9 protein-coding genes are annotated in these 13,786 nt (G+C 59.2%); 2 read left to right on the top strand and 7 right to left on the bottom strand.

The annotated features are described in order from the left end of the window. Positions 1–33 precede the first annotated feature (33 nt). Both FHX05_RS19655 and FHX05_RS19660 read left to right on the top strand, forming a co-directional pair. Positions 34–2,748, top strand: a complete 2,715-nt coding sequence (locus FHX05_RS19655) for an ABC transporter ATP-binding protein (protein WP_112335843.1) — start codon at positions 34–36, stop codon at positions 2,746–2,748. 53 nt (positions 2,749–2,801) lie between these two features. Then, positions 2,802–3,278: a cyclic nucleotide-binding domain-containing protein gene (locus FHX05_RS19660; protein WP_112609139.1), complete on the top strand. Its 477-nt coding sequence runs from the start codon at positions 2,802–2,804 to the stop codon at positions 3,276–3,278. Positions 3,279–3,405: 127 nt separating this feature from the next. Here the strand turns inward: FHX05_RS19660 and FHX05_RS19665 are convergent, their stop codons facing one another. From FHX05_RS19665 to FHX05_RS19695, 7 genes are all read right to left on the bottom strand, one after another. Beyond that, positions 3,406–4,548 (bottom strand): fumarylacetoacetate hydrolase family protein, encoded by a 1,143-nt coding sequence (locus tag FHX05_RS19665; RefSeq protein ID WP_183873952.1) that lies wholly within the window; start codon positions 4,546–4,548, stop codon positions 3,406–3,408. Between the two features lie 178 nt (positions 4,549–4,726). Next, entirely contained in the window at positions 4,727–6,097 is a 1,371-nt protein-coding gene (locus FHX05_RS19670) for an alpha-glucosidase/alpha-galactosidase (protein ID WP_183873954.1), read from the bottom strand. An 18-nt stretch (positions 6,098–6,115) separates the two neighbouring features. Next, complete coding sequence (locus tag FHX05_RS19675) at positions 6,116–7,786, bottom strand: ABC transporter ATP-binding protein (RefSeq protein WP_183873956.1); 1,671 nt, start codon at positions 7,784–7,786, stop codon at positions 6,116–6,118. Positions 7,787–7,797: 11 nt separating this feature from the next. Continuing rightward, positions 7,798–8,925: an ABC transporter permease gene (locus FHX05_RS19680; protein WP_183873958.1), complete on the bottom strand. Its 1,128-nt coding sequence runs from the start codon at positions 8,923–8,925 to the stop codon at positions 7,798–7,800. Then, a complete protein-coding gene (locus FHX05_RS19685) occupies positions 8,925–9,935 on the bottom strand; it encodes an ABC transporter permease (RefSeq protein WP_112410360.1) in 1,011 nt (336 codons plus the stop codon). The genes FHX05_RS19680 and FHX05_RS19685 overlap by 1 nt, the downstream gene beginning before the upstream one ends. Before the next feature lie 158 nt (positions 9,936–10,093). Continuing rightward, entirely contained in the window at positions 10,094–12,181 is a 2,088-nt protein-coding gene (locus tag FHX05_RS19690) for an ABC transporter substrate-binding protein (protein WP_183873961.1), read from the bottom strand. Positions 12,182–12,314: 133 nt separating this feature from the next. Next, on the bottom strand, positions 12,315–13,781 hold the full coding sequence (locus FHX05_RS19695) for an alpha-glucosidase/alpha-galactosidase (protein ID WP_183873963.1): 1,467 nt from the start codon (positions 13,779–13,781) through the stop codon (positions 12,315–12,317). Positions 13,782–13,786 lie beyond the last annotated feature (5 nt).

Below are 13,786 nucleotides of genomic sequence, written 5' to 3' on the forward strand. Positions count from 1 at the left end.
CTGGGCGTTGAATTTGAAAGCCTGCAGTAAGCAATGGAAAAAAGCCTAGCACGCTACATTTGGTCGAATACTCGGCTGGAGCAGATCTGGATACTGCTCGTCGTCGCGGCCTCGATGATCCCATACTTCCTGTCCTTCGACTTGCCGAAGCAGATCGTCAACGGGCCTATCCAGGGCAAGGGTTTCGAACATCCCGGCGACACGCAGACCTTCATGCACATCGCCTTCAATGTGCCGCTCATCGGCCATGTCGAAATTTTTCAGGGCGTGCAGCTGACGCGCATGTCGATGCTCGTTGCACTGAGCATGGTATTTCTGGCACTCGTCGTGCTCAACGGCCTCTTCAAGCTCTATATCAATACCTACAAGGGGCGGCTCGGCGAGCGCATGCTCCGCCGTATCCGATTCGAGCTGATCGACCGCGTGTTGCGGTTTCCGCCGTCCCATTTCAAGCGGGTCAAGCCCGCCGAAATCGCAACCATGATCAAGGATGAGGTGGAGCCGATGGGCGGCTTCACCGGCGATGCCTTCGTGCAGCCGGCGCTTCTCGGCGGCCAGGCGGTGACGGCGCTCGTCTTCATCATCATGCAGAATTTCTGGCTCGGCATGATCGCCGCGGCAATTGTCGCCGTACAGGCGATCGTCATTCCGCGCATGCGCAAGCGGCTTCTGGAACTCGGGCGCCAGCGGCAGCTGACGGCACGCGAGCTTTCCGGCCGTGTCGGCGAAATCGTCGATGGCATCGGCACCATCCATGCCAACGATACGACAAACCTGGAGCGCGCCGATATTGCGCACCGGCTCGGATTGATCTTCTCGATCCGCTACGATCTCTATCAGTGGAAGTTCCTGGTCAAATTCATCAATAACTTCCTTGCTCAGGTGACGCCGTTTCTGTTCTATCTGATCGGCGGTTTCCTGGCACTGCAGGGTCGCCTGGACATCGGTCAGCTCGTCGCCGTCATCAATGCCTATAAGGATCTGCCAGGGCCGCTGAAGGAGCTGATCGACTGGGATCAGTCGCGTCAGGACGTTCAGGTAAAATACAATCAGGTGGTCGAACAGTTCAGCGTCGACCATCTGATCGATCCGAAAATCCAGGCGGTTTCGCCCGCACCCGCGGCCCGCATAACCCATTCTCTCGTCGCAACCAACGTCACCATCGTCGATGACAGCGGTGCGCGCGTGCTGGATCACGTTTCGGTTGAAATTCATCCCGGCGAAAGGGTGGCGATCGTTGGCGACAGCGGTGCGGGCGGCGAATATCTTGCAGAGGCATTCGGTCGCCTGACCTGGCCGGATAGTGGCCGCATCTCGATCGACGGCCACGATATTCTGGAACTGCCGGAATCCCTCATCGGGCGACGCATCGCCTACGCCTCCTCCGAAACGTTCTTCTTTCACGGTACCTTGCGCAGCAATCTGCTCTATGGTCTCAAGCATGCGCCGCTCGCTGCCCCCGTCTACAGCGAGGATGAGGCGGCAAAGGTCAAATGGAGCATGGCCGAGGCGCGTCGTGCGGCCAATCCGGAATTTGATCTCAATAGCGACTGGGTGGATTATGCCGCCGCCGGTGCAACGGGGCCGGATGATATCTATTCCGCAATCCGTCCGGTTCTCGATGCCGTCGCCATGTCGCAGGATATTTTCGACATGGCCTTGCGCTCGAATGTCGATGCGGCCACACACCAGGATCTGACGTCGCGCATCGTCGAACTGCGGCAGGCATTGCGGTCCCGGCTTGAGGAGGAAAAGCTCGAGGATCTCGTGGTTCCCTTCGAGTTCGATGCTTACAATCCGCAGGCGACGGTCGGTGAAAATCTGCTTTTCGGTACGTTGAAACGGCCGCAGATGACCAATCGCAAGCTGGCGGCTCATCCCTATTTCCGGCAGATATTCGCCGAAACCGGTCTGGTATCCGATTTGTACGATATGGGCCTGGAGATTGCCGAAAACGCAGTCGAACTCTTCACGGACCTGCCGCCGGACCATCCGTTCTTCCAGCAGCTGACCTTCATGACGGCGGAGGACATCCCGACCTATGAGGCGCTGCTGCAGAAGCTGAACGGCAAGGGCTATGAGGCAGCTACCGACGACGAGCGTGCGGCCATCATCCGCCTGAGCTTCTCCTATATCGAACCGCGTCACCGCTTCGGTCTTCTGACGCAGGTGCTCATGGAAAAGATCGTGCAGGCGCGCGCGAAGTTCTACGAGAATATTCCAGCCGATCTTGCCAAGGTCATCGAGCGCTACGATCCGGAGCGCTTCACTGCGTCGGCGACCCTGATGGATAACGTGCTGTTCGGTCGCATCGCGCATCAGCAGGCGAATGCGCCGGAGCGCATCCACCAGATCATGTATGATGTGTTCGGGCGTCTCGGCATGCATGACGGCGTTCTGTCGATCGGGCTGGATTTCGACGTCGGCTCGGGCGGCAAGCGCCTGACAAACGTGCAGCGCCAGAAACTCAATCTGGGTCGCGCCCTTTTGAAACGTGCCGATTACATCATCTGCAATCGCCCGCTGCCGGCGCTCGACCATCGTGTTCAGGATCAGATTGCCAGGGCCATTTTGGGCGAACTCCATAGCGGCGACTATGCGCCGGCGATTATCTGGGTTCTTTCCAATCCCAGTTTTGCCGAATTGTTCGACCGTGTGCTGGTTTTCGATCACGGCAGTCTCGTTGAAAACGGCTCCACCACTGATCTTTTAGAGAAAAACGGTATGTTCAAAGAACTGTTATCGTAATATCCTATCTCGACAGTGGCGTCTGGGGCCGAACACTGGGGGTATTGAAGCTCATGCTTCTGAAGGATGAAGTTGAAATGCTGAAGCGGGTGCCGATTTTTTCGCGCATCGCACCCGCGAAATTGAAACTTTTGGCGTTCACGTCCGATCGTGTCAGCTACAATGCTGGCCAAACCCTGTTTCATCAGGGCGATCAAGGTGACGCGGCCTATGTTGTTCTTTCAGGGACTGCTGATATTCTCGTCGATAGCCCAGCCGGCGAGATCAAGGTTGCCGAAGTCGACATCAACTCCATCGTTGGGGAAATCGCAATCCTTTGCGATGTCTCCCGTACTGCTACTGTGAAGGCGACCTCAAGGCTTGAAGCGCTGAAAATCAGCAAGGAACATTTCCTGAAGCTGCTCAGCGATTTCCCGGAAATGGCCGTCGAGATCATGCGCGTGCTCGCTGATCGCCTCAACCACACGACCTCGGAACTGACCGCCGTTCGCAGCCGCCTCGACCAGCCGCAGTCGATGTCCACTCATTGAGATTGAGGGGCCAGGTGCTCTTGCTTTCGAACAGTGGGCGCCTCATTTTAATATCGCGAACCCATCGGTGCCGCAGAGTTGAACGCGAAACTGCATATTTCCAGTCTCGCGTTCGGTGGCTGGCGTTTCAAATCAATGCGCGCCGCGCGAGATTGCGCATCAGATGCGAGGCGCCGAACGTCCATGGCGCGCATTCAGTCGACAGCAGCACGCGGTTGCGCAGCGCTCCGAGCTTGTCGTTGGAGATAGTAACGATGTCTCCGACCTTGTGGGTAAAGCCCTGACCGGGCGTGTCGCGATCCTCGACAGGGGCGAAAAGCGTTCCCATAAAGAGCACGAAGCCATCGGGATACTGGTGATGACGGCCGATCGTCTGGGAGACGAGATCTAGCGGATCACGGCTGATCTCCTTCATCGACGAGCGACCATGCAGCACATAGCCGTCCTCACCTTCGACCTTGAGGTCGAGATCGGCGTTGCGAACGTCATCGAGAGAGTAAGTCTCATCGAACAGGCGGATGAAAGGCCCGATCGAGCAGGAGGCGTTGTTGTCCTTGGCCTTGCCGAGAAGTAGGGCGGAACGGCCTTCCACGTCGCGCAGGTTGACGTCGTTGCCGAGGGTGGCGCCCTTGACCCGGCCCTGGCTATCGACGGCAAGCACGATTTCCGGCTCGGGATTGTTCCATTTGGAGATCGGATGCAGGCCGACATCCGCACCTTGCCCGACGGAGGACATGACCTGCGATTTGGAAAAGACTTCCGCATCCGGCCCAATGCCGACTTCGAGATATTGCGACCAGACACCTTCCTCGATCAGCGCTGCCTTGACCTTGGCGGCCTCCGGCGAACCCGCCTTCAAGTTGCGCAGGCTGTCGCCGATCAGCGCCGTCACCTTGCCGCGGATCGCTTCGGCAAGGTCCGGATTGCCGGCTGCGCGCTCTTCGATGACGCGCTCCAGCATCGAGCGGGCGAAGGTCACGCCGCAGGCCTTGATCGCCTGCAGATCGATGGGGGCGAGAAGATGGACGGATGCGGCATCAGCTCTGGCAGTCAGCAAATCATCAAGCTTTGCGCCGGCCTCGCCTTTTTGCGCGCGCACGAAAGCGACCGGATCGTCCTTCTCCAGCAGGTCGCGCATGGTCGGCGCGTCGTTCGAGGTGATGTCATAGAGCGTGCCATCGCGAAGGGTGACGAGGGCAGGACCTTCCACATCCGGGCGCCAGATGCGGCCGACAAAGGTTCCGGTGGTGAATGTATCTGAGCTCGCCATGTCGTTCGTCTCCTCCAAACTGCGTGTGTTTTCTAACCCAGGCGAATGTGCTTTGCCATCCGTTATCGGGGGCAATATTCGCCTGCGTTTTGGATTTTCATTTTCTCCGGTGCGGTAAAAATGGAAGGCCCCGCGGCAGCACCGCGAGGCCTTTGAGCCGCAAGCCGGGAGAGTGGCTTCAGGCGGCCTGAACCTTGCGATTGCTGCGTGCCCATTCCGGCAGCCAATCGCCATGGGCCGCCAGCAATTCGTCGACGAGCGACCAGATCTGATCGAGATCGAGTTCTGCTGCCGTATGTGGGTCCATCATCGCGGCGTGATAGATGTGCTCGCGGTTCTCTGTCATCAGAGCCTTTACCGTCAGTTCCTGCACGTTGATGTTGGTGCGGATCAAGGCCGTCAGCTGTGGCGGCAGGTCGCCGACATAGGTCGGCTGGATGCCGGAGGCGTCGACCAGGCAGGCGACTTCGGCTGCGCAATTATAAGGCAGCGAGGTGATGCAGCCATTGTTGCGGACATTGCCGTAGATGACAGAGGGTTCGCCGGTCCAGACCGAATTGATGATCGAAGAGGCATATTCCTTCGACTGCTTGACCTCGATCTTTTCCGCCGTGCGATATTCCTCGGCCTGGTTCTTCCAGCGCGCCACCTGCTCGATGCAGCGCTTCGGATATTCGTCGAGCGGAATACCGAATTTCTCGATCAGGTCCTCGCGGCCTTCCTTGATGAAGTAGGGCGTATACTCAGCGAAATGCTCGGAGCTTTCGGTGACGAAGTAGCCGAGCCGGGTCAACATCTCGTAGCGCACCTTGTTCGGGCAGCGCGGGTTCCAGCCGGGCTTCGGTGCGCGTCCTTCGCGATAGGCACGCACGAGATCCGGATAGAGATTGCGGTAGGAACCATCCGCCTGGCGGTGCTCGAATTCGAGATAGAAGGCCATGTGGTTGATGCCGGCGGAACGATAGCGGATCTCGTCATACGGAATGTCGAGATCGTGAGCCAGCTCCATCGCCGTGCCCTGCACGGAGTGGCAAAGGCCGACCTGCTTGATCGTTGGGTACTTCTCGCCGATCGCCCAGGTGTTGATCGCCATCGGGTTCACATATTGCAGCATGATCGCATTCGGGCAGACCGCAAGCATATCCTCGCAGATCTTCCACAGATGCGGAACCGTGCGCAGGCCGCGCATGATGCCGCCGACGCCGAGCGTGTCGGCGATCGTCTGGCGCAGGCCATATTTCTTCGGAACCTCGAAATCGGTGACCGTGCAGGGCTCGTAGCCGCCAATCTGGAAGGCGACGACGACGAAATGTGCACCGTCAAGCGCCTTGCGCTGATCGGTAAAGGTCTCGACCGTGGCCGGAGCGCCAAGCGTCGAGGCGAGCTTGCGGGCAACGATGGCGCTTTCATCCAGCCGCTGCGGATTGATGTCCATCAGCGCGATCCTGGCTCCTGCCAGGGCCGGGCGCTGCAAGACGTCGCCGATGATATTCTTCATGAAGACGGTCGAACCGGCTCCGATAAATGTGATCTTGGGAGTGCCTGTCATGTCAAATTCTCCTGAATGCTATGAAGCCACCTCGAACGCCGCTCTGACAAGGCGTTCGGTGTAGGCCGTCTTGGGATGCGATAGGACTTCTTCGACCGGCCCTTCCTCCATGATCTTGCCGTGCTGCATGACGATCACACGATGGCAAAGGGCGCGGACGACCTTGAGGTCGTGGGAAATGAAGAGATAGCTCAGACCCCGCTCGTCCTGCAGCTTGCGCAGGAGGTCGATGATCTGGGCCTGGACGGAAAGGTCGAGGGCCGAAGTCGGCTCGTCGAGCAGAATGAATTCCGGCTCGAGCGCGATGGCGCGGGCAATCGCGATGCGCTGGCGCTGGCCACCGGAAAACTCGTGCGGGAAGCGCGAGAGAATATTGGCCGGCATGCCGGCACTGACGAGCGCTTCCTTGACGCGGTCCAGGCGCTCGGCCTTGTTGGCGCCGAGATTGTTGACAATCAGCCCCTCGCAAATGATCTGGCCGATGGTCATGCGCGGATTGAGCGACGAGAAAGGATCCTGAAAGACGATCTGCATGCGCGAGCGCAAGGGGCGCATTTGGGCGCGCGACCGGCCGTGGATCGGCTGCCCGTCGAAGAAAATCTCGCCGCCATCGGTATCGATCAAGCGCAGCAGCGCCTGGCCGAAGGTGGTCTTACCCGAGCCGGATTCACCGACAAGGCCGAGCGTCTCATGGCGGCGCAGCTGAAGACTGAGTCCGCCGACGGCGACGAGTTCGCGCATGTCGGGTTTGAAGAAGCTGCCGTGACGCAGCATGAAGGCTACCTTGACGGACTTGCCTTCGAGCACCGTGTCGCAATTCGGCGGCAGCGGCTTTGCGTGCCCGCGCGGCTCCGACGTCAGGAGATGCCGCGTGTAGGGATGCTGCGGATTGGCAAACAGTGCTTCGGTCGTATTGTGCTCGCGCATCTCGCCATGCTGCATCACATAGACGTAATCGGAGAACTGGCGCACGACCGTCAGGTCGTGGGTGATCAGGATGACCGCCATGCCGAGCTGCTTTTGCAGGTCGCGTATCAGGTTCAGGATCTGCGCCTGCACGGTTACATCGAGCGCCGTCGTCGGCTCGTCGGCAATCAGCACGTCCGGATCGTTCGCGAGCGCCATGGCGATCATCACGCGTTGCCGCTGTCCACCCGAGAGCTGGTGTGGATATTGTTTCAGCCGCGCTTCCGGATCGGGGATCTGCACCTGCTTCAGAAGATCGAGCGCACGCTTTTCGGCATCGCGGCGGCTGACCTTGCGGTGCACCCGTATCGCTTCGACGATCTGGCTGCCGATCGTGTAGATCGGGTTGAGCGAGCTCATCGGCTCCTGGAAAATCATCGAGATGCGGTCGCCGCGCAGCTGCCGCCGCGCCTTCTCCGAAAATTTCAGCACGTTCTTGCCGTCGTAATGAACGGCGGCTTTGTCTGAAACCACGGCACGCTTGGTCAGGAGGCCCATGACAGTGCGGGCCGTTACCGATTTTCCGGAGCCGGATTCGCCGACGATCGCGATGGTTTCTCCGCGATAAAGCTGGAAGGTGATGTCCTTGACGGCATCGACCATGCCGTCCTCGACCTTGAACTTGACGGCAATATTGCGGGCGTCGATGACGGGCGAGGTGGTCTTTTCGCCGGCATCGTGCCTGGTGTCGGGAGCATAGGGATTGACGAGTGCGAGAGCCATATCCGTTCTCCTCAATAGGGGTCGATTGCGTCGCGCAGGCCGTCGCCGAGCGCATTGAAGGCGAAGACGGTGACGAGAACGAAGGCGACGGGCGAGAGGATCCAGGGATAGGAGCCGATGACCGAATAGGTCGAGGTATCCTGCAGCATCAGACCCCATGAGATCAGCGGCGGCTTGACGGCAAAACCCAGGAAGCCGAGGAAGGATTCCAGCAGTACGACGCTCGGGATAGCAAGCGTCACCGCGACGATGACGTGGCTCATGACGTTCGGCAGGATGTGCTGCAGGATAATGCGCCAGTCGGTTGCTCCGACCGCCATCGCGGCGCGGACATACTCGATCCGCGCCAGCGCTAGCGTCTTGCCGCGAACCTCGCGGGACATCTGCGCCCAGCCGAGCGCCGACATCACGATAATGACGAAGGCGAGGAAGACGTTCGTAGGCGCAGTCACCGGGATCAGGGAGGTCAGCGCCAGATAGAGCGGCACTTGCGGGAAAGCCAGTACAACTTCGACGAAGCGCTGGATCCAGGCGTCCACCGTACCACCGAAATAACCGGAGATCATGCCGATCGTCGTGCCGACGATGGTGACGATGGAAACCACGGTCAAGGCGATCATCAGCGAGATGCGCGAGCCATAGATGGCGCGCGACAACACATCGCGTCCGAACTTGTCTGTGCCGAGGAAATGCACCGGACCGCCGTCGATCGCGCCGAAGAGATGGCGGTTGCCGGGGATCAGACCAAACAGATAGTAGGGATCACCCTTGACGAAGAAGCCAAGCAGGCGCGGGTGGTCATAGTCCGGCCCGACGATCGGCTGGAAGGTGACCGGGTCGAGATCCGTCGTCTCGGCGAGCGCATAGACGCGGGGCAGAAAGACGAAGTTGCCGTTCTTGTCATGGAAACTGATGACCTGCGGCGGCGCAAATCCGGTATCGGTCGCCTTCGGATCGAGAGGCGCGACGAATTCGGCAAAGATTGCCATCATCAGCAGCAGGATGACGAGAACGAGACCGCTCATGCCCGTCCAGGAGCGCTTCAGGCGCCGCCAGACCAGTGCGATATAGCTTTCATTGCCGCTTTTGTGCTGGATCTTTTCTTCCGGCGATGGCGGGGAGTTGCTGAAGGCGAGCATCAGTGTATTCCTCCCTGTTGACGGACACGCGGATCGAGCAGCGCAAGCAGCATATCGGCGATGATATTGCCGATGATGAGGGTGGCCGAAAGCACCATCATGAAGGTTGCCGTCACATAGACGTCGCCGATCGCCATCGAGCCGACGATGGCCGGGCCGACGGTCGGCAGCGTGAAGATGATGGCAGTCTCGATCTCGCCGGTCAGCATGTAAGGCAGGACAACCCCCTGATACATTACGAGCGGATGCAGCGCGTTCGGCACCGCATGACGCATGACGACGGCGGCTCCGGAAAGGCCTTTCGCCCGCGCGGTCTCCACATATTGAGCATTCAGCGTGTCGAGAAGATTGCCGCGCATGACGCGCATATTGTAGGCAAGGCCGCCGAAGGTCGCGATCGCAACGACAGGCCATACATGCCTGACCAGATCGACGAACTTGGCCCAGGACCAGGGCGCGCCGCCATATTGCGGCGAGAAGAAGCTGCCGATCTCCGAGACGTTGAGCTGGAAGACGAGAAGATAGACGATGATCAGCGCCATCAGGAAGCGCGGTACTGTCATGCCCAAAAAGGAAATGCCCGACAGGAGGCTGTCGATCCAGCTATATTGCCGTGTCGCGGCCCATATGCCGAAACCGATGCCGAGAACGGATGCGAAGATGTGGCAGACCAGCGCGAGAGCCAGTGTCCGCGGCAGGCGCTCTCCAACGACATCGGCGACGGGCTTGTTGTAGAACATGCTGTAGCCGAAATCGCCTCGGGTGACGATACCGCCGATCCAGTTGACGTATTGAACGACCAGCGGTTTGTCGAGCCCATGTTCGCGGCGGTATATCTGCGCTTGTTCGTCGGCTTGCGCGAAGGATGCACCGCCCTGGTTCATCAATTGCGAGCGTATGTAATCAGCGTAGTCGCCGGGTGGTGCCTGAATGATCGCAAAGGTCACCACGCTCAGGATGAAGAGCACGGGAATGGCGGAGGCTATTCGCACGAGCAGGAATCGTAACATAGAACGGTTCGCTTCTCTTGATGCTGTCGGCGGTCTCGTCCCATCGGGATGATATACGCCAGCGGTTCAATTCTATCCCGGCGACAGCTGATCGCTGGATGTTTCAAGCCCCATGGCAACCGGCATCATACCGACTGCCATGGGTATTTCATGCGACCTTACTTGATCGGACCGGCGCTGCCAGGAGCACCCGGAAGCTCTTCTGGGAAGAGTTCGTACTTGCCCTGCTTGTCGGCCGCGACCCAAAGGCGCTCGCGGATGATCGAGTCCTCTGCCCAGTTGAACAGGAAGATCGGCGTGCCCGGAGGAACGTTGGAGAAGCGCTTGTTGATGATCAGTGCACCTGGATATTCGGTCAGACCGATATTGTAGAGGTGTCCCGTCGAGATCTTCTGGAACTGCTTCATCAAAGCCACGCGTTCGTCGTTGTCCTTCGATGTCGTGAATTTGCTGACGACATCCACCATGTCCTTTTCGAAGGGCATGAGATCGACCGTACCATCCGCACCCGCGCGATGGTTCCAGCTCGTGCGGGGACCGACAGGTGCGAGCTGCTCCGTATTCTGGACGACCGAGGCGAGCTCCGTAGTGTTACGCCGAACCATCCAATCGAAACGGCCGCCATAATTGGCATCGTCACGCTTGGGTCCGTCGAGCGCATTGATGATGACGCGCAGCCCGAGCTTCTCCATCTGGCCAACGACGCCTTCGGCCAGGCTCTTGTCGGTGGTGTAGTCGTTGCTGACCAGCAGGGTGATCTCGACATCTTTGCCGCCGTTGACGCCCGCCGGGAAGTTTACGATGCCGTCGCCGTCGGTATCCTTCAGACCAGCCTTTGCAAGCTCGGCCTTAGCCGCAGTAAGATCGAACGGATAATAGACGGTGGAATTACGATCGTAGAAGCTGCTGCCGGAGGAAAGACCGCCCGGATAGATCGCCGTGAACGGGCCCTTGACCAGTGACTCGCCGAGGGCCTTGCGGTCCAGTGCCATCGTAACGGCCTTGCGGAAATCTTCATTGCGGTTCAGGTCGCGAACGGCCTGAGCACGGGGATCGGGGCTGCCCCAGCCATTGGCGGAGAAATTCATCTGCAGGTTATAGCCGATGAGGCGAGGGCCGAAGGCAAGACGAGCCGGTGCATCGGGCTGTGCGGCGCGCTTCAGCGAAGCGACGAAATTTTCCGGTTGCTCCAGGTTTGAAATGTCGCCAGAACCGGCAACAGCCTGCACGTCGCGATCCGCCCAGGTCGAGAGCTTGTAGTGCAGCTCATTGAGGTAGGGCAACTGATTACCCTTCTCGTCGACCTTCCAGTAGTAGGGATTGCGACGCAGAACGATGATATCATCCGGCCGGTATTCGACTGGAACCCAGGCACCCATGACCGGAATGTTCATATATTCCGGCGGGAAAGCATTCTTGAACTGATCGTAGGTGTTCTTGGAATATTTCGGGTGCTGCGGCTTCAGGATATGCGACGGGCCTGGGCAGAAATTCGGATAGGCCATCGTATAGAGATATTGCTTCGGGAAGGCATCCTTGAACGTCCATTCGACGGTGTAATCGTCGATCTTCTTCAGCGTCGTTCCTTCGCCGAAGGCTTCCGGCGATGCGCCGCCGCCAAGCGGCGAGACGTTCGGGTCGATGACCTCGTCTTCCCAGTAGAACATGATGTCATCGGCATTGAAGGGCACGCCGTCGGACCATTTCGCGCCTTCGATCAGATGCATGGTGAGCTTATGACCGTCGGGCGACCATTCCCAGCCCTTGGCAAGGTTCGGCAGCGGTTCGGTATCCTTTGCCTCCACCTGGAAGAGGGGAGCCGTGCGCGTCAGGCACTCCGAAAGGGCGATGTCGATGCCGCCCCAGCCTTGGGTTTGCCCGGCGCCGTAGTTCCAGCCTTCCGGCCTGCCGCCGATAACATGGCGCATCGTGTCGCCATAGACGCCGATGCCGTCGGGCATGTTGCCGGTCTTGAAGACCAGCGGCTCTTTCGGCAGGCGATCCTTGACGGGCGGCAGCTTGCCGGTCTTGACGAACTTGTCCGTGACCCAGGCGGGCTCGTGATATTCCGGCAGCGCCTTGAACTCCAGGATGGAGTTGCGCTCGACATATTTGATCTTGCCCTCAGCCGGGAAAACCGGCGGAACGGGCGGCACTGTCGGCTCGGCTGCATAGGCGCTGATAGCGATCGCGGATGTGGCAATCGTCAACGCGGCGAGAAGGCCGATCGGTCGAAAATGTCTCATCTTGTTCTCTCTCCCAATATCGCGAGCTTTCCGTTCGAGGCGTCGCGTTCCTCCCGTAAAATGGAAGACGGCCGGCCGCGGCGGGATATCACCCCTCTGCCGCCGCAGCCATTGTCTTCCGATCTGCTGTTCGTTAGCCGGCCTGCTTCAGCGCGGCCTTCTCCGCCCGCAACTCTTCGATCGACCGTACGTTGCGGCTTGCCGCACCCTTCCAGTCACGCGTCTTGACCTTGCCCTGGGACAGGCGCTCCTTCGCGCCATCAACCGCATGGGCATATTGCGGCAGCCAGCGCGCTTCCGCGACGACCATTTCGTCGACCATCTGCCAAACCTCCTCCGGTGTGGCGACGGCACCGACCAGCGGATCATGCAGGACGGCAAGCTTCAAGAGGTCGATATCGCCGCTGATAGCGGCATGGACCGACATGCGCTGAACGTTGATCGAGGATATGCAGGTCGCTGCACATGCCTCCGGCAGAGTAATTCCCGCCACCATGTTGATGCCGAAGCGATCGACGAAGCCGGGTGACTCGATGATGGCATCGGCGGGCAGATTGGTGATGACGCCATTGTTCTTGACGTTGAAATGGCCACGATAGACGCGATTGGTTTCCAACGCCTCGAGAATATGGCTGGCATGCTCATTGGAGCGGCGTGCCGGGTCGATCGGTTGCGAGGCGCTATCGAGAATCTGCTGGAATTCCGTCTCGAACCAGTTGCGTGTTTCGGTGGAGTGACGCAGATAGCCGCCGGTCTCGCCATGGATCCAGTCCGACATGTCAATCCACTTGTTGATCTCGTCGGGGCGCTTGCGATACCAGGGCAGGTATTCCGACAGGTGTCCGTTACTCTCCGTCGAATAGACGCCGAAACGCTTGAGAACGTCGATACGCAGCTTTTCCTGCTTTGAATAGACCGGATGCGCCTCGAAGGCTGCGATCAGCTCATCCTTGCCGATCTTACGGCCGTTAAGGCGCAGATCGACGAACCAGGTCTGGTGGTTGATGCCCGAGCAGATATAATCGAGTTCGTTCTTGTCCTTCGCGCCGAGCACTTCGGCGATCTGTTCGGCTCCATGCTGGACGCCGTGGCAAAGGCCGATCGTGTCGACCTTGCCGTATTCGATCGCCGCCCAGGTGTTCATCGCCATCGGATTGGCATAGTTCAGGAACTTGGCGCCCGTCTCTGCGACTTCGCGGATATCCTTGCAGAAATCGAGAATGACCGGAATGTTGCGCTGGCCGTAGAGAATGCCGCCGGCGCAGATCGTATCGCCGACACATTGATCGATGCCGTATTTCAGCGGGATGCGGATATCTTCGGCATAGGCTTCGAGGCCGCCGACGCGCACGCAGCTGATGATATAGCGTGCGCCTGACAGTGCCGCGCGGCGATCCGTCGTGGCCGTGACACGTGTTGGCAGCTTGTTGGCTTCGACGATGCGATCGAGGATCGCCTTGATCATCGTCAGATTGTGCTCACTTACGTCGGTCAGCGCGAATTCGACGTCGCGGAATTCCGGCACGCAGAGAATGTCGGTGAACAGCTTTTTCGTGAAGCCGACGCTGCCGGCGCCGATAATAGCGATTTTGAAACTCATGATCC

The sequence above is a fragment of the Rhizobium sp. BK491 genome, from assembly GCF_014194925.1.
Classification (GTDB): Bacteria; Pseudomonadota; Alphaproteobacteria; order Rhizobiales; family Rhizobiaceae; genus Rhizobium.